Here is a 19105-nt window from a genome sequence, read left to right as displayed (position 1 = left end):
CGCCCGCAGTTATTTGCACTCATACCAAGCCAGCGCAGGCAGGCAAGTCGCCACGCATTCGGCTCAGGCCGTGACCACGACCGGTTCGCAATGCTCGACGATCAATTGCACCGCAGTGCCGCCGCGGTAATCGTCGCTGACCAACCGATACGCCAGCCGCACCTTGCGTGCCGGTTCGCTGCCGCGCCAACCGTTGAAATGGATGGCATTGAGCGGCTCGGCACGACCGGCGCACCGCAAGGTCAGCTTGAGATGGCGTTCCTTGAGCAGACGCCATTGCAATATCTCGAACTCGCCGTCGAACAGCGGCTCTGGAAAGCCCTGCCCCCACGGTCCGGCCACACGCAGCGCTTCGGCATGCACGTGATCGAGTTCGTGCGCGGCCAGCTCGCCATCGCTGTGCAACTCGGCATGCAGCAGCGACGCATCCACCATCGCGTGCACCTGCGCCTGAAACGCCTGCTCGAAGGTCGCCAGCGCGGCATGATCCATGCTCAAGCCCGCCGCCATCGCATGGCCGCCGAACTTCTGCAGTAAGCCCGGATGACGCGCATCCACCGCCGCCAGCACGTCGCGGATATGCAGGCCGGGAATGGACCGCGCCGAACCGCGCAACTGGCTGCTGCCCGGCTCGGCCGGGGCCAACGCGATCACCGGACGGTGCAACCGGTCTTTCAATTTGGAGGCGACCAAGCCGATCACGCCGGGGTGCCATTCCGCATCGAACAGGCAGGCGGCGATCGGCAAGGCGCCATCGGCATCCAGCACCACCTTGGTCACCGCCTGCTCGGCATCGTCGGTCATCAACTGCTGCACCGCGCGGCGCTCGGCATTGATCTCTTCGAGTGTGGCGGCGATCTCGCGCGCCCGGTTCCAGTCTTCGCTGAGCAGCAGCTCGATGCCCAATGCCATGTCTTCCAGCCGGCCGGCCGCGTTCAAGCGCGGCCCGAGCGCGAAGCCGATATCGCTGGCGCTCAGACGCGCGACATCGCGGCCGCTGGCATCGATCAGCGCGCGCAATCCGATGCAGCCCTTGCCCTCGCGCAGCCGACGCAACCCGGCCGACACCAGCGCGCGGTTATTGGTATCCAGCGGCACCAGATCGGCCACCGTGCCGACGGCGACCAGATCCAGCAACACCGACAGATCCGGCTCGGCGCGGTCGGCAAACGCGCCGCGCGCGCGCAGCGCACTGCGCAGCGCCAGCAACACGTAAAAGATCACGCCGACGCCGGCCAGCGATTTGCTGGGAAAGCTGTCGACCGCCAGGTTCGGGTCGACGATCGCATCGGCCGGCGGCAGCACCTCGCCTGGTAGATGGTGGTCGGTGACCAGCACCGTCCAGCCGCGCGCCTTGGCGGCGGCCACGCCGGCATGGCAGGCGATGCCGTGATCGACGGTGACCAGCACCTCCGGTTGCAGCGCAGCCAGCTCGTCCACCAAGGCAGGCGACAGGCCATAGCCGTGCACCATGCGATTGGGCACGGCGTGGTGCACATCCAGCGCGCCGAGCATGCGCAAACCGCGCACGCCAACCGCGCAGGCGGTGGCGCCATCGCAGTCGAAATCGCCTACCACCAGGATGCGCCGTTGCTGAGCGATCGCATCGGCCAGCAGGTTGGCGGCCACGTCGCTGTTGTGCAGCAGCTCCGGCGAGAGCAACTGGCCCAGCCGCGGCTGCGCGCCCTGCGCATCGCGGACACCGCGCGCGGCGTAGATGCGGCGCAGTAGCGGCAACATGGCATCGGGCCAGCTTCCGGCCTGCCCTGGCGGGCGCCGGACGATCCGGGGAGTGGAGGTCATTGCGCCAGTTGCTGCCGTGGCGTGCGCCAGAACCGCCAGCGTTGCGTGCGTGCCAACGTCAGCGTTTCGCCGTCCTGGAAATCCAGCACCAGCCGATCCAGTTCGCTACGTGCCATCGCCGCCAGCAGTGGTGCCACTGCGTCGTCGCCAAACTGCTGCAGCGAGCGCAGATGGCGCAAGTCCACCAACGCATCCACGCGTTGATCGCCCTGCGCATCGGCACTGGCCGCCAGCGCCAGCGCGCGCAGCAACGACTCGCGGCTGCGCACCTGCCGATGCGGCGATGTCACTGCATGCGGCAGTGCGCCGCCGCCCCAGAACCACAGCGAATTAATCGCCGGCTTGCCACTGGCCACGCGGCCTTCGTTCCACGGATGCTGATGCAGCAACACCTGCGCTTCGGTCAGCAAGGCACGCCAGCGCCGGCCGGAATCGCCGGCCGGCAGATGCTCGAACAGGTCGTCGCCGATCGCCACATCCGGCGGCGCGAAGTCCGGCAGCTTGGCATCCGGCGACAGACGCAGATACCAGCGCGATGGCGTCGGCGCATCGAGCACAAATCCGGCATCGCCGAACATCGGTTTGAGGATCGGCAGCAGCACCGCCAGGTCCTCGGCGGTGGCGCCAAGCGCCTCGCCGTAGCCCATCAGGCGTGCGCCCTGCATGTCCGGCACCACATAGGCCGGGTCGGCACGCACCCAGGTGGCGCCTGCGGCATCGCCGGCATCCAGTTGCCGGGTCAATGCCGCCACCGGCCACTGCGCTGGCGTCAGCGTGAAATGCCGCTGCAACTGCGCCACTTCGCCGACATCGGCGGTGTGCAGATCGGCGCGCGCCAGGGCACTGGCCACTACCGCGTTGTCCAGCGTTCCGGGCAGACGGCGTTTTTCGGGCAGCAGCAGCGTTGCGGTCGTCATCGCTCAGGCGTCAGTGCGTCAATCCAGATACGCGACGGTGACCACTTCGTACTCGCGTTGGCCCGCCGGCGCGTCGATGGTGACCGAATCGCCTTCCAGCTTGCCGATCAGGGCGCGCGCCAACGGCGAAGAAATCGCGATCATGCCCATCTTGATGTCCGCCTCCAGATCGCCAACGATCTGGTAGCGCTTCTCTTCGTCGGTCTCGGTATCGGCCAGGGTCACGGTGGCGCCGAACACGATCTTGCTGCCGGCCGACAACTTGGTGATGTCGATGATCTCGGCATGCGAGAGCTCGCCTTCCAGCTGCTTGATGCGGCCTTCGATGAAGCTCTGCTGCTCACGCGCGGCATGGTATTCGGCGTTTTCCTTCAGGTCGCCGTGCGCGCGCGCTTCGGCGATCGCACTGATCACCGCCGGACGCTTGACCGACTTCAACTGATCGAGTTCTTCGCGCAGGCGCAGCGCGCCCTTCGCGGTCATGGGTGCTCTCATGCTTCCAGCTCCTTGTGCAGTTCCTGCAGCGACCAGACAGGGCCGGTGCCGCGGAATTCCAGCGAATGCACCAGCGCCTTGGCGCCGGCGACAGTGGTCGAATAGGTCACGCGATGCTGCAGCGCTTCACGACGGATCGAGAACGAATCCGAGATGGCGGCGCGACCTTCGGTGGTGTTGACGATATAGACGATCTCGCCGTTCTTGATCGAGTCGACGATATGCGGGCGGCCTTCGGCCACCTTGTTGACGATCTCGCAACTCAGCCCGTTCTGTTGCAGCCAGGCACCGGTGCCGCGCGTGGCCACCAGGCTGAAGCCGCGTTCCACCAACGCCTGCGCCACCGGCAGCACGCGCTTCTTGTCCGGGTCGCGCACCGAGACGAAGGCCTTGCCCACAGGCGGTGCCTTGATGCCGCCGGCTTCCTGCGCGCGCGCAAACGCGGCGCTGAAGCTGCGGCCCACGCCCATCACCTCACCGGTGGAGCGCATCTCCGGCCCGAGGATCGGGTCCACGCCCTGGAACTTGGCGAACGGGAAGATCGCCTCCTTCACCGAGTAATAGTCCGGCACGATTTCCTTGGTGGCGCCCTGCTCGGCCAGCGTCTTACCGGCCATGCAGCGTGCGGCGATCTTGGCCAGCGGGATGCCGATGGCCTTGGACACGAACGGCACGGTGCGCGAAGCACGCGGGTTCACTTCCAGCAGGAACACAACATCGTCGCCGGCCTCATCCACCTGCACCGCAAACTGGGTGTTCATCAGGCCAACCACGTTCAAACCTTCGGCCAGCATCACCACCTGGCGACGCAGCTCGGCCTGAGTCTTGGGCGAGAGCGAATACGGCGGCAGCGAGCACGACGAGTCGCCCGAGTGCACGCCGGCTTCTTCGATGTGCTCCATCAGCCCGCCGATCAACACGTTGCCGTCCTTGTCGGCAATGATGTCCACGTCCACTTCCACCGCATTGTCGAGGAAGCGGTCCAGCAGCACCGGCGAATCGTTGGACACCTTCACCGCATCGCGCACATAGCGCGCCAGATCGGATTCGCCGTACACGATCTCCATGGCGCGGCCGCCCAGCACGTAGCTCGGGCGCACCACCAGCGGGTAGCCGATCTCGCGCGCCAGCACCAGCGCTTCTTCCGGATTGCGGGCAATGCGGTTCGGCGGCTGCTTCAGGCCCAGCTTGTCGACCAGCTGCTGGAAACGCTCGCGGTCTTCGGCCAGATCGATCGAGTCCGGCGAGGTGCCGATCACCGGCACACCATTGGCTTCCAGCGCGCGCGCCAGCTTCAGCGGGGTCTGGCCGCCGTATTGCACGATCACGCCCTTGGGCTGTTCCAGCTCGACGATTTCCAGCACGTCTTCCAGCGTCAGCGGCTCGAAGTACAGACGGTCGGAGGTGTCGTAATCGGTGGAGACGGTTTCCGGGTTGCAGTTGACCATGATGGTCTCGTAGCCGTCATCGCGCAGCGCCAGCGCCGCATGCACGCAGCAGTAATCGAACTCGATACCCTGACCGATGCGGTTGGGGCCACCGCCCAAGATCATGATCTTGTCGCGATTGGTCGGCAGCGCTTCGCATTCGTCCTCGTAGGTCGAATACAGGTACGCGGTGCTGGTGGCGAATTCGGCCGCGCACGAGTCGACGCGCTTGTAGACCGGGCGCACCTTCAACGCGCGACGCAGCGTGCGCACCGATTCTTCGTTGCTGCCGATCAGCTCGGCCAGGCGCGCATCGGAGAAACCTGCGCGCTTGAGCTTGCGCAGACGCGGCGCGTCCAGCGCGGCCATGCCATCGTCGGCCAGCTGCTGCTCGTGGCTGACGAGCTCTTCGATCTGATCCAGGAACCAGGGGTCGATGAACGACAGCGCATACACCTCGTCCACGCTCATGCCGGCGCGGAACGCATCGGCCACATAGAACAGACGCTCCGGGCCGGGAGCCTTGAGCTCGCGCTTGAGCGCAGCGATATCGTCTTCGCTACCCAGATCCAGGCCGGTCGGGTCCAGCCCGATCTTGCCGGTTTCCAGGCCACGCAGCGCCTTCTGCAGCGATTCCTGGAAGGTGCGGCCCATCGCCATCACCTCGCCCACCGACTTCATCTGCGTGGTCAGGCGCGCATCGGCCTGCGGGAATTTTTCGAACGCAAAGCGCGGAATCTTGGTGACCACATAATCGATCGACGGCTCGAACGAGGCCGGGGTCAACCCACCGGTGATCTCGTTGCGCAATTCGTCCAGCGTGTAGCCCACCGCCAGCTTGGCGGCGACCTTGGCGATCGGGAAACCGGTGGCCTTGGAGGCCAGCGCCGACGAACGCGACACGCGCGGATTCATCTCGATCACCACCACCCGGCCATTGGTCGGGCTGATGCCGAACTGCACGTTGGAGCCGCCGGTATCCACGCCGATCTTGCGCAGCACTGCAATGGACGCATCGCGCAGGCGCTGATATTCCTTGTCGGTGAGCGTTTGTGCCGGCGCCACGGTGATCGAGTCGCCGGTGTGCACGCCCATCGGGTCGAGGTTTTCGATCGCGCAGACGATGATGCAGTTGTCCGCGGTATCGCGCACAACTTCCATCTCGAATTCCTTCCAGCCCAGCACCGATTCTTCCACCAGCACTTCGGTGGTCGGCGACAGTTCCAGGCCGCGGCCGACGATGTCGATCAGTTCTTCGCGGTTGTAGGCGATGCCGCCACCGCTACCGCCCAGGGTGAAGCTGGGGCGGATGATGGTCGGGTAGCCGACGCGGGTCTGGATATCCAGCGCTTCTTCCAGCGTGTGCGCCACTTCGGCCTTGGGGCAATCCAGGCCGATTTCGCCCATCGCCACGCGGAACAGCTCGCGGTCTTCGGCCATGCGAATCGCTTCGCGCTTGGCGCCAATCAACTCGACGTTGTACTTCTCCAGCACGCCGTGGTCGGCCAGATCCAGCGCGCAGTTCAGCGCGGTCTGCCCGCCCATGGTCGGCAGCAGCGCATCGGGCTTTTCCTTGGCGATGATCTTTTCGACCGTCTGCCAGTTGATCGGCTCGATGTACACCGCATCGGCCATGTCCGGGTCGGTCATGATCGTGGCCGGGTTGCTGTTGACCAGCACCACGCGGTAGCCCTCGTCGCGCAGCGCCTTGCACGCCTGCGCGCCGGAGTAATCGAACTCGCAGGCCTGGCCGATGACGATCGGGCCGGCGCCGATGATCAGAATGGTTTTTAGGTCGGTGCGCTTTGGCATGGGGGTCCTCAGTAAAGTCGGTCCTGCCACGCCGCAGGGGCGCGCCAGGTAATCTGGTCGGGCGATCGGGCATCGATCGCACCATGGTCGACCGCGGCGCGAACCTCTCGCTGCATCGCGGCCCAGCTCGGAGCGGCCGCGCCAATGCGCGCGCCGATCGTGTTGTTGTGGGCATCCATCGCCCGACTGGCGTTGCCCTGCCCGCCGCGCTCCATCACCGCGGTCACCAAATCCACGCAGCGCGGGGACAAGGTGTAGGCGACGATGGCGCTTGCAAGGCTGTGCCGATACGCATCGGCCGGGCCGTTGCGTCCACCTGCCAACCCAGCGCCGAGCCACTGCGAATACACCGCAACCAGCACGAACGCCGGATAGGCCGCCAGCGCCAGCGCCGCCAACACGTACACACGCCAACGGCGCGGTCGCGACGGCAGAGCCAACGACGCCATCATCAGGCCCTGGCCGCCATCAACGCGGTAAACCGGTCGAACAACGGCCCCACATCGCGCGGACCTGGCGAGGCTTCCGGGTGGCCCTGGAACGAGAACGCCGGTGCGTCGGTCAGGGCGATGCCCTGGTTGGTGCCATCGAACAGCGAGCGATGGGTGACCTGCACATTAGCCGGCAGTGTGGTTTCGTCCACCGCAAAGCCATGATTCTGCGAGGTGATCATCACCCGCCCGCCATCCAGATCCTGCACCGGGTGATTGGCGCCGTGGTGGCCGGTGGTCATCTTCACCGTCTTCGCGCCGGCGGCCAGCGCCAGCAACTGGTGGCCCAGGCAGATGCCGAAGGTGGGCATCTTCTGCGCGATCAGTTCCTTGATCGCGGCAATCGCGTAATCGCAGGGCTCCGGGTCGCCTGGGCCGTTGGACAGGAACACGCCATCGGGCTGCATCGCCAGCACCTCAGCTACCGGGGTCTGAGCCGGCACCACGGTGACGTCGCACCCGCGCTCGGCCAGCATGCGCAGGATGTTGATCTTCACACCGTAGTCGTAGGCCACGACCTTGAACGTGCGTCCCTCGACAGAGTCCGCACCTGCATCTGCGGACTTCCCACTCTTCAACGCACCGAGGCCGAGAAAGGTGCCGGAGTTCAGATCGAGTGAGCCTTCCTGCCAGGTGTAACGCGTCTCGGTGGAGACCACCTTGGCCAGATCCATGCCCTTTAGGCCGGGGAACTTGCGCGCGGCTTCCAGTGCCTTTTCGACGTCGATCTCGCCGGCCATCAGCGCGCCGTTCTGGGCGCCCTTCTCGCGCAACAGGCGGGTCAGCTTGCGGGTGTCGATGCCGGAGATGGCGACCACGCCGCGGGCCTGTAGCCACTCCGGCAAGGCCACCTGGCTGCGCCAGTTGCTGGGGCGGCGCGGCACATCGCGCACGATCAGGCCGGCGGCCCAGATCTTGCGGGCCTCGTCGTCCTGGTCGGTAAAGCCGGTATTGCCGATGTGCGGATAGGTCAGCGTGACCATCTGGCGGGCGTAGGAGGGATCGGTCAGGACTTCCTGATAGCCGGTCATGGCGGTGTTGAACACCACTTCACCGACGGAAAGCCCGGTGGCGCCTACGGATTCGCCCTCGAACACGGTGCCGTCTTCGAGGACAAGGATTGCGGGTTGGGTCACGTGGGGTCTCGCTCTGGCTGCCTGGGACTCCGATGCGCTTCCGGCCAAATTCCGGTTGCAGCAAAGCGCGGACGCGGTGCTGGGGACCGGTCCGACGCTGGTTCGGGCAAGCGAGAATTGTAAAGGCAAGTGCCCCGGCTTGCCAGCCTGCAGCGCAGTCAATGCGCCGGGCGCATCGCAACGGCGGCATGAATAGGCCGCGCAACCGCGCAGTTGTTCATACGCGGTTGCGCGATGTCTTACAGCACCAGGTCGCGTACCCGGTAGCTGCCGGCCGGCCGGCCGATCAGGCGTTTGGCCGCGTGCAGGGCGCCGCGCGCGAAGATGTCGCGATTGGTGGCGCGGTGCACCAGCTCGACGCGCTCGCCCAGCCCGGTGAACTGCACCGTGTGCTCGCCGACGATGTCGCCGGCCCGCAGGCTGGCAAACCTCGGCTGCGCGCCGCTGCCGGTGGCCGCTTCGCCCAGCGTCAATGCGGTACCGGATGGCGCGTCCTGTTTGTGCACGTGATGCGCTTCGATGATGTCGCAATCCCAGCCTGGCAAGGTGCCGGCGGCGCGCTCGACCAATTCGGTGAGCACCGCGACACCCAGGCTGAAGTTGGAGGCCCACACCAACGGAATCTGTTGCGCGGCATCGCGCAGCGCGGTGCGTTGCACTTCGTCCAGCCCCGTGGTGCCGGACACCAGCGGCTTACCGCGCTGCGCGCACAGCGCCAGAATCGGCGCAAAACCTTGCGGCAGGCTGAAGTCGATGGCCACATCGAAGGCTGGTGCACCGCCGAGTTCGCTGGCGGCAAAGAACGGCACGCCGTCCACCACACGCTGCGATGGCGAGCGCCCTACCACCGCGCCGACGACATGCAACGCGTCGTCTTCAGCCGCCAGGCGCAGCAATGCCTTGCCCATCCGCCCGGAGGCGCCGTGGATCAACACTTTTACAGGGGACGTTGTCATGCCCGCAGGCTAGCGAGGCGGTGGGGGTTGCACAAGGTGCGGGAATCGGGAATCGGGATTGGGGAATCGTCAGAGCGGTGTGTGCGGTCTGAGCGATTGGGGGGATGTCGTGGTTTGGTGGATGTGGAGTGGCCTGTTGCTTGCTGATGTTTGCAGTGGCGCCGCGGCTGGCTGCGCGCATCTGTGGAGACTGTGCGTGCGCGGCGATGCGCTTTGGCCTTCAGCGCTGATGCGGCGGGTGACGTTGTTTTGCGCGGTTCTGCGCGGGCGGCCACCGCCGGCTAATCACTAACCGCAGAGCGCGACGACTGCCCGGAGCGGCTAACAAAACGTAGCGAGCAGTCGTCAGCTGGGTGTGCACGGCGCACAGCAACTGACGCGTACGAGTCGTACAAGAGGATTCCGAGCACCGGCCGCGCCCGCCTGGCGGTGAGCACAGTCGGTTTGTTAGCTGCTCTTATTCGTCGACGCCGGTCAGGCGCCTGCTCCAGCTTTCCACTTCGCTGCGCTGCAGGCGGCGCTCGAACAAGGCCTGCCACGACGGCACCAACGGAAGACGTAGCAGCTCGGTGATGGCCGCGACATCGACTTCGCGTGCATACAGCACCTGCTGTACCCGCGACAGGCTCCACTTCGGATGCGGCCGCTCCTGCAGTGTCAGCGTGTCGCCGGAGGCCACGGCACCGGGCTGCAGTACGCGGTAATACCAGCCGGTGCGGCCGGTTTCCTGCACCCGGCGCGCCATGTCGCGCACACCGAAGCGGTCCGACAGCTTCCAGCACGGTTGACGCAGCTGCGAGACATCCACCACGGCCGTGCCCAACCTAAAGCGATCGCCAAGGCAGACCGTGGCCTCGGTCAGGCCGGTGCTGCTGAGGTTCTCGCCGAACGCGCCGGCCGCTTCCAGCAGTGCATGCGCGCCAATCTCGTTGCGCCAGGCAGCATAGTGGTCGCGCGGATAATGATGAATCGCCTTGTCCGGCCCGCCATGCACGCGCCGGTCGCCCTGCTCGTCGCCTTGCAGTCCTTCGACACCCACCTGCAGCGACCCGTGTACGACGCGCTTGTCGATCGCGCTGCGGCTGCCGGGGCGGGTGAAGTCGCGCGCAACACCAATTGCCACGCTATCGATGTGCGTGGCAACCGGCGCTTGCGACACCAATGCGGGCGATGTCATGCGCCCTGCCCTGGCAGTTCGGCCAGCGCCTCGCGCAGCACCTCACCCAGCACCTGGATACCGGCATCGATCTTCTCGCCCGGCACGGTGACGAACGACAGCCGCAGCGTGTTGACTTGCGGCAAGGTCGCAAAGAACGGCGCACCCGGCACGAAGGCGACATTGCGTGCGATCGCACGCGCCAGCAGCACGGTGCCATCCAGACCCGGCGGCAGCGTCACCCACAGGAACATGCCGCCTTCGGGGCGATTCCACTGCACCTGCGCCGGGAAGTGGCGGTCCAAGGCTTCCAACATCAGGCTGCACTGCCGCGCATACAGCGCGCGGATCTGCGGGATATGCGTGTCGAGAAAGTCGTCCTGCAGCGTCTGATACACCATGCGCTGGGTGAACGAAGGCGTATGCAGATCGGCCGCCTGCTTGGCCTGGATCAGCTTGCCCAGCACCGCCTCCGGCGCGACGACATACCCCAACCGCAACCCGGGCGCCAACACCTTGGAGAATGAGCCCATGTAGATGACGCCTTCCGGGTTCATCGACAACAGGCTCGGTAAGGGTTCGCCGCTGTAGTACAGCTCGCCGTACGGGTCGTCTTCGACGATCGGCACACCGGCCTCGGCCGCACGCGCGACCAGCGCCTGACGTCGCGCCAATGGCAGGCGACGACCAGTGGGATTCTGAAAATTGGGCAGGCAATACAGAAAGCGCGCATCGGCCAGCAGCGCCGGATCCAGCGCATCCACCACCACGCCATCGTCGTCCGATGGCATGCCGACAAACGCTGGTTGGAACAGCGAAAATGCCTGCAATGCGCCCAGATAACTCGGCGTCTCCACCAGCACCTTGCTGCCTTCGTCGATGAACACCTTGCCGAGCAGATCCAGGCCTTGCTGCGAGCCGGTGGTGATCAGCACCTGGCTGGGCCGGATCGTGGCGCCATCGCGACTCAGCCGCGCGGCCACCCATTCGCGCAGCGGCGCATAGCCCTCGGTGGGGCCGTATTGCAACGCTACCTGCGGCGCATCGCGCAGTACCTGATCGCTGGCCGCACGCATGCGCTCGACCGGAAAGGTCGCCGGCGATGGCAGACCGCCGGCGAAGGACGTCACCTCCGGCCGCTCGGTCACCTTGAGGATTTCGCGAATCGCCGAACTGGTCAGCGCCTGCGCACGTCGGGAGATCTGGAAGGAGGTCGTCATGCCGCAAGCATACCCAACGCCCGTAACGCCGGCGCTGTGCACTGCAGCGTGCGTGCTGCGATGTAGAGCGCTGACAGAACGTAGCGAGCCGTCGCCAGGTGGGTGTGGACGGTCGCGCCTAGAACCGGAGCGGACGAGTGGACACTGCCGCACCGAGCATCGACCGCGCCCAACTGGCGGTGCGCGCAGTCGCGTCGTTAGACGCTCTTGGCGGCAGCAAAAAAGGCGCCACGCTACGAGCTACCGATACGCCGGACCAACCCAGGCGGTGCCTTCGCTACGCGTGATCAAAGTCTTCCAGCGCTTGCGCACCACCTTGTCGCGCGAACGGAATGTCATGCGCAGACCCGGCAAGCCGAGCGTTGCACGTGTTTCGACTATCGCCGATTGCTCATCGGGCGCGATCTCGATCTTGGTAATCGAATGCTTGTAGTCCATCAGCTCTTCCGGCTCGGCCACAGAGCGCATCTGCTGCAGCACCTGTGCCCACTCGCCGTTGGACTTGCAGTACTTGGCGCGACTGACGGTCTCGCGTTTCTGATGGGAGTCCATGCGGTACAGCACCACCATTTCGAATTCCGGCGCGGTCATGGCGCAGAGCGCCTCACCATCCTGACTCACCATCGCCTTGTCGTGCGCCGCGTAGAAATCGCGCACCTGCGTCTCGTCGAGCGCGTTGCCACCATAGTTGTACAACCCCGCAACCGCGGCCAAAACCGCCAACAACACCAGCAAACGCATGTACTGCCCCCTGTCACGCCGCGTCCTGCGGCCGTGCAAGTTTAACCGAGGCGAACGGGATCAGTGCTTGCGCGTTGGCACTGGGCCGCAACTGTCGCAACCACCGCAGGCCGCACTGCTTTGCGTGGCCGGCGGCGCCACGCGTCGCCCCAGGGCCTGCATCCAGGCCGGTCGCCCATCGCGCAGCAACGCCAGCGCCAGCGCGCCGCGCATGCGTCGCAAGGCGCTCGGGAATTGCTTCTTCATCACCACCCACAGGCTGATCAGCACCGCGATAGCGATGACCAGGTATTGCAGGGTGAGCGAAAGATCCATGTCAGCCGGCGCCAAACAACATGGCCAGCTGGTAGGTCACCAGCGAGGCCAGATAGGCCAGTGCGAACAGGTAGACCGCACTGATGGTCATCTGCTTCCACGAGTTGGTTTCGCGCTTGATCGTGGCCAGGGTGGAGATGCACATCGGCGCGTAGATGTACCAGACCAGCAGCGACAGCGCGGTGGCCAGCGACCAGCCGTCGCTGATCAGCGGCGACAAGGCCTGCGCCGCTGCGTCGTCATCGGCAGCCGACAACGCATAGACGGTGGCCAGCGACGCCACCGCCACTTCGCGCGCGGCCAGCCCGGGAATCAACGCGATGCAGATCTGCCAGTTGAAACCCAGCGGCGCGAAGAACACCGCCATCGCGTGGCCGATGCGGCCGGCAAAGCTGTAGTCGATCGGCGGTAAGGTCGCATTGACCGGCGCGGCCGGGAACGACAGCAGGAACCACAGCAGGATGGTCAGCGCCAGGATGATGCCGCCGACGCGCTTGAGAAAGATCACCGCGCGTTCCCACAAGCCCAAGGCCAGGTCGCGCAGCTGCGGCACGCGGTACGACGGTAGCTCCAGCATCAAGGGATGCTCGCTTTTGTCGCGACGCCACTTCTTCATCGTCCACGACACCAACAACGCACTGACGATGGCGGCGGCATACAGGGCGAACAGGATCAGCCCCTGCTGATTGAAGATGCCCCAGACGGTTTTCTGCGGAATGAACGCACCGATCAGCAGCGCGTACACCGGCAGGCGCGCCGAGCACGTCATCAATGGGGCGACCATGATGGTGGCGAGCCGGTCGCGCGGGTCCTGGATGCTGCGCGTGGACATGATGCCCGGCACCGCACAGGCAAAGCTCGACAGCAACGGAATGAACGAGCGCCCGGACAGGCCGGCTGCCGCCATCATGCGATCGAGCAGGAATGCCGCACGCGGCAGATAGCCGGATTCTTCCAGTGCCAGAATGAAGGCGAACAGGATCAGGATCTGCGGCAGGAAGACGATCACCCCGCCCAGACCGGCAATGATGCCGTCCTTGAGCAGGCTGTTGAGCGGGCCCTCCGGCAGCGTGGTGCCCACCCATTCGCCCAGCAGTGCAGTGCCGGCATCGATCAGGTCCATCATCGGCGTGGCCCAGGCATACACCGCCTGGAAGATCAGGAACATCACCACCGCCAACGTCACCAACCCCCAGATCGGGTGCAGCAGCCAGCGGTCCAGCGCATCGTCCACGCGCGAGGTCCGCGTCGGCATGGTCACCGCCGCGCTCAGGATCTGCCGCACCTGCGCATGATAATTACCGTCGGCAGGCGGCGTGGCGGTCGGTGCCACCAGGCTGGCGGCCTGCGCATCGATGCGCTCGACCAGCGCCCTGGCGCCACCGCGTCGCACCGCGACGGTCTGCACCACCGGCACGCCGAGCGCCTGCTCCAGCGCCGGCAGATCGATCACGATGCCACGCCGTTGCGCGGCGTCGACCATGTTCAGTGCCACGATCATCGGCCGCCCCAACTCGCGCAGCTCCAGCGCAAAGCGCAGATGCAGGCGCAGGTTGGTGGCATCCATCACGCACACCAGCACGTCCGGCGCCGGCTCGCCGGGGTAGAAACCACGGCACAGGTCGCGGGTGATCGCTTCGTCCAGGCTGGCCGGTTGCAGGCTGTAGGCGCCGGGCAGATCGAGCACCGCAAAGTCGCGACCGGACGGCGCACGGAAATGCCCTTCCTTACGCTCGACAGTGACGCCGGTGTAATTGGCTACCTTCTGGCGACTGCCGGTCAGCTGGTTGAACAGCGCGGTCTTGCCGCTGTTGGGGTTGCCCACCAGCGCCAGACGCAGCGGCACGGCCGCCGCATTCATGCCGATGCTCCGTCTGTCCGCACCTGCACGCGCGCGGCCTCGCTGCGGCGCAGGGCAAAACGCGTGTAGCCCACCTGCACCAGCAACGGTTCGCGGCCGACCGGCCCGGTGGCCAGCACGGTCACTTCCTCGCCTGCGACAAACCCCAGCTCGCGCAGGCGCCGGGCGATCGTGTCGTTGGGGAGACGATCCTCCACGGAGTCCACGATGGCGGCGCGATGCAAAGGCATGTCGGACAGCGTCACAAAGACGGCCTGATTGTTAGGAATGGTTCTCAATTCTAGCATCGACGCACCGCGTCATGGCTCCGGCGACCCGTGCCGCTATCATGGTTCGCATCCCATTCATGGACGTATGCGCAATGCAGGACACCGGCTTGATCGTTGAGGACCAGGGACCGGTCCGCAGCTTGCGACTGCACCGCCCGACCGTCCACAACGCCTTCGATGCGACCTTGATTGCCGCGTTGACCGACGCACTGCAGCAGGCCGGCACGGCGGCGCACATTCGCGTGGTGATCCTGACCGGTGACGGCGGCGCCTTCTCCGCCGGCGCCGACCTGCACTGGATGCGCGGCATGGCCACCGCCAGCGAGGCCGAGAATGCCGCCGATGCACTGGCGCTGGCGCGCCTGATGCGCACGCTCGACGAACTGCCCAAACCCACCATCGCGCGCGTCAACGGCGCAGCCTTCGGCGGCGGCGTGGGGCTGGTGGCGTGCTGCGATATCGCCATCGGCTGCACCGAGGCGCGCTTCGGCCTGACCGAGAGCAAGCTGGGGCTCTTGCCCGCGGTGATTTCGCCGTATGTCATCGCCGCCATCGGCGCACGCCAGGCGCGCCGCTGGTTCGCCACCGGCGAGATCTTCGACGCCGGCACCGCGCAGTTGTTGGGGCTGCTGCATCAACTGGTGGCGGCCGATCAACTGGACATTGCGGTGGAGCGGCAGGTGCGTCTGCTGCTGGCGGCCGCGCCGCTGGCCGCCAGTACGGCCAAGTCGCTGGTCCGTTCGATGCTGCCGGCCGCCGACCGCGATGCCATCGATGCCGCCAACGCCGCGTGGATCGCCCGCTTGCGCGTCTCGCCCGAAGGCCAGGAGGGCCTGGGCGCATTCCTGGAAAAACGCTCGCCGGCCTGGATGCCGGAGAACGCGGGATGAGCGTGATCGATCATGTGGGACTTGCATGCAGCGACCTGGGCGCCAGCGTGGCGTTCTATCAGGCCGCATTGGCTCCATTGAACATTGCATTGATCACGGAGCTGAGTGCAGAACAAACAGGCACCCGCGCCCACGCCGGCTTCGGTATCGAGCGGCCATTTCTCTGGCTGGGCGCCGACCCACAGGCGCCGGGCAATACGCATCTGGCGTTGGCCGCCACCCACCGCGCCGAGGTCGATGCGTTTCATCGGGCTGCGCTCGCTGCAGGCGGCCGCAACCATGGTGCACCTGGCCTGCGCACGCAGTATCACCCTGACTATTACAGCGCTTTCGTACTCGACCCCGATGGCAACAACATCGAAGTGGTCTGTCACCGCGCCGCATGAGCACGTTAACGATGTCTTTCACTGATGATTGCCGACGCACCGCAGCGACGGTGCGCGGTGTGGTGTTGGTCGCTGTTCGCACTACTGCAGGCAGCGGGGCTCGCGCATGAGCGACTTCGTCCGCATTGTCGAAGTCGGCCCGCGCGATGGGCTGCAGAACGAGGCGCAGCCGATCGCCACTGCCGACAAGATCGCGTTGATCGATCGGTTGTCGGCCACCGGCCTGCGCACCATCGAGGCGACCAGCTTCGTGAGCCCGCGCTGGGTGCCGCAGCTGGCCGACGCAGCCGAAGTATTCGCTGGCATCACCCAGGCGCCAGGCATCGCCTATCCGGTGCTGGTGCCGAACCTGCAGGGTTACACCCGTGCGCAGGCAGCCGGCGCACAGGAAGTGGCGGTCTTCACCGCAGCGTCGGAGGCCTTCAACCGCACCAATACCAATGCCGGTATCGACGAATCGATCGAGCGGTTCCGGCCGATCCTTGCACAGGCTGCCAGCGACGGCGTGCGAGTGCGCGGCTACGTCTCCACCGTGCTGGGTTGCCCCTATCAAGGCGAGGTGCCAGTGGCGGACGTGGTGGATGTCGCGCAGCGGCTGTACGCGCTGGGCTGCTACGAAATTTCGCTGGGCGACACCATTGGCGTCGGCACCCCGCGCAAGGCGCGCCAGATGCTGGCCGCGGTGGCAGAGGTGGTGCCGATGCACGCGCTAGCGGTGCATTTCCACGACACCTATGGGCAGGCGCTGGCCAATATCGCGGCCTGCCTGGAGCAAGGCGTGCGCGTGGTCGATGCCGCAGTGTCCGGCGCCGGCGGTTGCCCGTACGCCAAGGGCGCCAGCGGCAATGTCGCCAGCGAAGACGTGGTGTATCTGTTGCACGGCTTGGGCATCTCGACCGGGATCGACCTGCCTGCCCTCGCCCACACTGGCCGCTGGCTGGCGCAGCTACTGGGCCGCGACACCGGCAGCAAGGTCGGCAAGGCGCTGGCGGCCGCCGGCTGACACCGCGCCGCTGCCGTTGCAGTGGCAGCGTCCACCGGCGCGATCACGCAAAAGCTTCGGCTAGAATTGCCGGCCGCCTCGTCCACCGTTCGCATGCCGGCATCCGCCGCCATGCTTGTCTTTACCAGGGAACCACCGCATGCAGCCATCTTCTGTTCTTGCCGTCATCACCGGTGGCGTGTCGGGCCTGGGCCTGGCAGTGGCGCAACGCATCGTGGCCGACGGCGGCAAGGTCGCGTTGTTCGACGTCAATGCCGACAAGGCCGATGCGGCGCTGGCCTTGCTGGGTGCCGGCAACGCGCATTACTTCGCCACCGATGTCACGGATGAGGCGCAGGTTGCCGCCAATATCGCGCAGGCCGCGCAAGCGCTGGGCGGGCTGAATCTTGCGGTGAATTGCGCCGGCATCCTCGGCGCCGGCCGTGTGCTGGGCAAGGAGGCGCCGATGCCGCTGGCGACCTTCCGCACCACCGTGCTGGTCAACCTGGTCGGCAGCTTCAATGTCGCCAAGGCCGCGGCCGATGTGATGCAGCACAACGCCGCCGGCGAGGATGGCGAGCGCGGGGTGATCATCAACACCGCCTCGGTGGCCGCTTATGAAGGTCAGATCGGCCAGGCGGCCTATGCCGCCAGCAAGGGCGGCGTGGTCAGCATGACCCTGCCGATGGCGCGCGAATTGGCGCGCTTCGGCATCCGCGTGATGACGATTGCACCGGGCGTGTTCTGGACTCCGATGGTCGACGGCATGCCCGAGGCCGTGCAGCAATCGCTGTCCGCCTCCATCCCGTTCCCCTCGCGCCTGGGTCAACCCGACGAATACGCCGACACCGTCGCCTTCATCCTGCGCAACCGCTACCTCAACGGCGAAACGATTCGCCTGGACGGCGGCGTGCGGTTGGCGCCCAAGTAGGCCGGGAATGGGGAATCGAGAATGGGGAATCGCAACGGCGCCCCACTCTCAGCACCCCGCTACCGGCTTTTCCAATTCCCCATTCCCTACTCACGATTCCCATGAAAGCTAACGACATCAAGAAAGGCAACGTCGTCGAATACAACGGCGGCATTTACCAGATTCGCGACATCGAGCGCAGCTCGCCGCAGGGGCGCGGCGGCAACGTGCGCTTCCGCTTCATCATGTACAGCGTGCCGGGCGGCGTAAAAACCGATGCCAGTTTCGATGCCGACGACAATCTGCCCGAAGTGGAACTGCTGCGTCGCCTGTCCACGTTTTCGTACAAGGATGGCGAAGCGTTCGTGTTCATGGACGACGAAGACTTCACGCCATACACGCTGGACGCCGATGTGATCGGCACCGACGCCGGCTACATCACCGATGGTTTGACTGGCATCTATGTGCAGGTGATCGACGACCAGCCGGTGGCGGTGCAGCTGCCGCAGACGGTGACGCTGGAAGTGATCGAGACGCCGCCGGAGCTCAAGGGCGGCACAGCCACCAAGCGTCCCAAACCGGCCAAGCTCAACACCGGCATGGAAATCATGGTGCCCGAGTACATCACCAACGGTGAGCGCGTGCTGGTCAACACCACCACCGGCGAATTTGCCGGCCGCGCCGACTGATGCGTCGCTTGGCCGTTGCCCTGACGTTGGGGCTGCTGGCTGCCTGCACCACGGAACCGGCCCCTGCGCCGGCCTCCGCTGCGGTCGCCTGCACCGATCCCAAGGTGGAAGAAGAATGGCTGCAACATCCGGCAGGCCTGTGCGGCATGCCGGAGGATGTGCGCAAGCTGGTGGAGGACTACGACACCTGCGAACACTTCGCCGGTGAAGAGCCCTACGACGCCGACCGTCGCCACGAAATCGAAGTGGCGATTGCGCAGTTCTGCACACCGGCACCGGCCCGCCTTGCCAAGCTGATGCAGCGGTACCGCAACGATGCACAGGTGAGCCAGTGGTTGCGGCAATACGCCACCCAGGCGGAGTTGCAGCCGGCGAGCTGAGCAGTGCGTGCGAGAGATGTACCGGTTTGCTGCGCACTCGATGGCAGCACGCCGTTCTTCCATGCTGAAACAAGCCGCTCTTACACGCCGAAACATGCTGGATAGCGCGTATTTTTCGCATTTTTTGCGCGGTAACGCTACGCGCGCGGTCGTCGGCAACGAATTGCTCGCTTTGTCTAGAAGAGCCACCTAGTCGCACGCCTGTCCGGTTCTCGGCTGCACTTGCGCAATGTCTGCAGCGCAATCACCAACCCACGCAGACGCCCATG

General features: G+C 65.9%; 19 protein-coding genes and 2 other RNA genes. 6 read left to right on the top strand and 15 right to left on the bottom strand.

All coding sequences use genetic code 11. From position 1 onward, the window contains the following. Positions 1-63: 63 nt before the first annotated feature. The 15 genes from recJ to ACZZ0O_RS15875 all read right to left on the bottom strand — a co-directional run bounded on the left by recJ (position 64) and on the right by ACZZ0O_RS15875 (position 14575). Positions 64-1803, bottom strand: a complete 1740-nt coding sequence (gene recJ, locus ACZZ0O_RS15945) for a single-stranded-DNA-specific exonuclease RecJ (RefSeq protein WP_463591242.1) — start codon at positions 1801-1803, stop codon at positions 64-66. Next, entirely contained in the window at positions 1800-2720 is a 921-nt protein-coding gene (locus ACZZ0O_RS15940) for a phosphoglycerate mutase (protein WP_463591241.1), read from the bottom strand. Before ACZZ0O_RS15940 ends, recJ begins: the two co-directional genes overlap by 4 nt. Positions 2721-2738: 18 nt before the next feature. Next, entirely contained in the window at positions 2739-3203 is a 465-nt protein-coding gene (gene greA, locus ACZZ0O_RS15935) for a transcription elongation factor GreA (RefSeq protein WP_193552439.1), read from the bottom strand. 8 nt (positions 3204-3211) lie between these two features. After that, positions 3212-6454, bottom strand: a complete 3243-nt coding sequence (carB, locus tag ACZZ0O_RS15930; protein WP_323523045.1) for a carbamoyl-phosphate synthase large subunit — start codon at positions 6452-6454, stop codon at positions 3212-3214. Between the two features lie 8 nt (positions 6455-6462). Continuing rightward, positions 6463-6906, bottom strand: a complete 444-nt coding sequence (locus tag ACZZ0O_RS15925) for a DUF6973 domain-containing protein (RefSeq protein WP_115561927.1) — start codon at positions 6904-6906, stop codon at positions 6463-6465. Further along, the gene (carA, locus tag ACZZ0O_RS15920; RefSeq protein ID WP_463591240.1) at positions 6906-8081 is read right to left on the bottom strand and encodes a glutamine-hydrolyzing carbamoyl-phosphate synthase small subunit; all 1176 of its coding nucleotides are present in this window, start codon (positions 8079-8081) and stop codon (positions 6906-6908) included. The genes ACZZ0O_RS15925 and carA overlap by 1 nt, the downstream gene beginning before the upstream one ends. Before the next feature lie 239 nt (positions 8082-8320). Beyond that, the gene (dapB, locus tag ACZZ0O_RS15915) at positions 8321-9037 is read right to left on the bottom strand and encodes a 4-hydroxy-tetrahydrodipicolinate reductase (protein WP_463591239.1); all 717 of its coding nucleotides are present in this window, start codon (positions 9035-9037) and stop codon (positions 8321-8323) included. Between the two features lie 319 nt (positions 9038-9356). After that, positions 9357-9432, bottom strand: a non-coding RNA gene (locus ACZZ0O_RS15910) — sX9 sRNA. Positions 9433-9494: 62 nt separating this feature from the next. Continuing rightward, on the bottom strand, positions 9495-10214 hold the full coding sequence (locus ACZZ0O_RS15905) for an MOSC domain-containing protein (protein WP_463591238.1): 720 nt from the start codon (positions 10212-10214) through the stop codon (positions 9495-9497). Further along, positions 10211-11413, bottom strand: a complete 1203-nt coding sequence (locus ACZZ0O_RS15900) for an aminotransferase-like domain-containing protein (RefSeq protein ID WP_463591237.1) — start codon at positions 11411-11413, stop codon at positions 10211-10213. The genes ACZZ0O_RS15905 and ACZZ0O_RS15900 overlap by 4 nt, the downstream gene beginning before the upstream one ends. 68 nt (positions 11414-11481) lie before the next feature. Beyond that, positions 11482-11559: non-coding RNA, sX9 sRNA (locus tag ACZZ0O_RS15895), on the bottom strand. 94 nt (positions 11560-11653) lie between these two features. Continuing rightward, positions 11654-12154, bottom strand: coding sequence for a nuclear transport factor 2 family protein (locus ACZZ0O_RS15890; protein WP_463591236.1), 501 nt, complete (start codon positions 12152-12154; stop codon positions 11654-11656). Between the two features lie 60 nt (positions 12155-12214). Next, positions 12215-12469 carry a DUF6587 family protein gene (locus tag ACZZ0O_RS15885; RefSeq protein WP_463591235.1) on the bottom strand — a complete coding sequence of 85 codons (255 nt, stop codon included), beginning with the start codon at positions 12467-12469 and terminating at the stop codon, positions 12215-12217. 1 nt (position 12470) lies between these two features. Continuing rightward, positions 12471-14330 (bottom strand): ferrous iron transporter B, encoded by a 1860-nt coding sequence (gene feoB, locus ACZZ0O_RS15880; RefSeq protein WP_463591234.1) that lies wholly within the window; start codon positions 14328-14330, stop codon positions 12471-12473. Further along, positions 14327-14575: a FeoA family protein gene (locus tag ACZZ0O_RS15875; RefSeq protein WP_055846464.1), complete on the bottom strand. Its 249-nt coding sequence runs from the start codon at positions 14573-14575 to the stop codon at positions 14327-14329. Before ACZZ0O_RS15875 ends, feoB begins: the two co-directional genes overlap by 4 nt. Before the next feature lie 116 nt (positions 14576-14691). Between ACZZ0O_RS15875 and ACZZ0O_RS15870 the strand changes: the two genes are divergently transcribed. The 6 genes from ACZZ0O_RS15870 (at position 14692) to ACZZ0O_RS15845 (ending at position 18836) form a co-directional block, all read left to right on the top strand. Beyond that, on the top strand, positions 14692-15489 hold the full coding sequence (locus ACZZ0O_RS15870; RefSeq protein WP_463592469.1) for an enoyl-CoA hydratase-related protein: 798 nt from the start codon (positions 14692-14694) through the stop codon (positions 15487-15489). Next, on the top strand, positions 15486-15875 hold the full coding sequence (locus ACZZ0O_RS15865) for a VOC family protein (RefSeq protein WP_463591233.1): 390 nt from the start codon (positions 15486-15488) through the stop codon (positions 15873-15875). Before ACZZ0O_RS15870 ends, ACZZ0O_RS15865 begins: the two co-directional genes overlap by 4 nt. A gap of 106 nt (positions 15876-15981) precedes the next feature. Then, positions 15982-16878, top strand: a complete 897-nt coding sequence (locus ACZZ0O_RS15860) for a hydroxymethylglutaryl-CoA lyase (protein WP_463591232.1) — start codon at positions 15982-15984, stop codon at positions 16876-16878. Positions 16879-17017: 139 nt separating this feature from the next. Next, the gene (locus ACZZ0O_RS15855; protein ID WP_463591231.1) at positions 17018-17788 is read left to right on the top strand and encodes an SDR family oxidoreductase; all 771 of its coding nucleotides are present in this window, start codon (positions 17018-17020) and stop codon (positions 17786-17788) included. A 101-nt stretch (positions 17789-17889) separates the two neighbouring features. Beyond that, the gene (yeiP, locus tag ACZZ0O_RS15850) at positions 17890-18456 is read left to right on the top strand and encodes an elongation factor P-like protein YeiP (protein ID WP_104615458.1); all 567 of its coding nucleotides are present in this window, start codon (positions 17890-17892) and stop codon (positions 18454-18456) included. Then, positions 18456-18836, top strand: coding sequence for a hypothetical protein (locus ACZZ0O_RS15845; RefSeq protein WP_323526035.1), 381 nt, complete (start codon positions 18456-18458; stop codon positions 18834-18836). Before yeiP ends, ACZZ0O_RS15845 begins: the two co-directional genes overlap by 1 nt. Positions 18837-19105 lie beyond the last annotated feature (269 nt).

The organism is Xanthomonas sp. AC360 (assembly GCF_979258225.1).
Note: the sequence above shows the minus strand (reverse complement) of the source record. Positions and strands in the feature narration are given on the sequence as shown.

What these genes read in the sequence shown, in the direction of transcription:
- ACZZ0O_RS15885 (WP_463591235.1), bottom strand. Translation starts at nt 12,469, where the DNA reads ATGGATCTTTCGCTCACCCTGCAATACCTGGTCATCGCTATCGCGGTG.
- ACZZ0O_RS15905 (WP_463591238.1), bottom strand. Translation starts at nt 10,214, where the DNA reads ATGACATCGCCCGCATTGGTGTCGCAAGCGCCGGTTGCCACGCACATC.
- ACZZ0O_RS15925 (WP_115561927.1), bottom strand. Translation starts at nt 6,906, where the DNA reads ATGATGGCGTCGTTGGCTCTGCCGTCGCGACCGCGCCGTTGGCGTGTG.
- greA (WP_193552439.1), bottom strand. Translation starts at nt 3,203, where the DNA reads ATGACCGCGAAGGGCGCGCTGCGCCTGCGCGAAGAACTCGATCAGTTG.
- feoB (WP_463591234.1), bottom strand. Translation starts at nt 14,330, where the DNA reads ATGAATGCGGCGGCCGTGCCGCTGCGTCTGGCGCTGGTGGGCAACCCC.
- ACZZ0O_RS15940 (WP_463591241.1), bottom strand. Translation starts at nt 2,720, where the DNA reads ATGACGACCGCAACGCTGCTGCTGCCCGAAAAACGCCGTCTGCCCGGA.
- ACZZ0O_RS15845 (WP_323526035.1), top strand. Translation starts at nt 18,456, where the DNA reads ATGCGTCGCTTGGCCGTTGCCCTGACGTTGGGGCTGCTGGCTGCCTGC.
- recJ (WP_463591242.1), bottom strand. Translation starts at nt 1,803, where the DNA reads ATGACCTCCACTCCCCGGATCGTCCGGCGCCCGCCAGGGCAGGCCGGA.
- carB (WP_323523045.1), bottom strand. Translation starts at nt 6,454, where the DNA reads ATGCCAAAGCGCACCGACCTAAAAACCATTCTGATCATCGGCGCCGGC.
- ACZZ0O_RS15855 (WP_463591231.1), top strand. Translation starts at nt 17,018, where the DNA reads ATGCAGCCATCTTCTGTTCTTGCCGTCATCACCGGTGGCGTGTCGGGC.
- ACZZ0O_RS15870 (WP_463592469.1), top strand. Translation starts at nt 14,692, where the DNA reads ATGCAGGACACCGGCTTGATCGTTGAGGACCAGGGACCGGTCCGCAGC.
- ACZZ0O_RS15860 (WP_463591232.1), top strand. Translation starts at nt 15,982, where the DNA reads ATGAGCGACTTCGTCCGCATTGTCGAAGTCGGCCCGCGCGATGGGCTG.
- ACZZ0O_RS15900 (WP_463591237.1), bottom strand. Translation starts at nt 11,413, where the DNA reads ATGACGACCTCCTTCCAGATCTCCCGACGTGCGCAGGCGCTGACCAGT.
- ACZZ0O_RS15890 (WP_463591236.1), bottom strand. Translation starts at nt 12,154, where the DNA reads ATGCGTTTGCTGGTGTTGTTGGCGGTTTTGGCCGCGGTTGCGGGGTTG.
- yeiP (WP_104615458.1), top strand. Translation starts at nt 17,890, where the DNA reads ATGAAAGCTAACGACATCAAGAAAGGCAACGTCGTCGAATACAACGGC.
- ACZZ0O_RS15865 (WP_463591233.1), top strand. Translation starts at nt 15,486, where the DNA reads ATGAGCGTGATCGATCATGTGGGACTTGCATGCAGCGACCTGGGCGCC.
- dapB (WP_463591239.1), bottom strand. Translation starts at nt 9,037, where the DNA reads ATGACAACGTCCCCTGTAAAAGTGTTGATCCACGGCGCCTCCGGGCGG.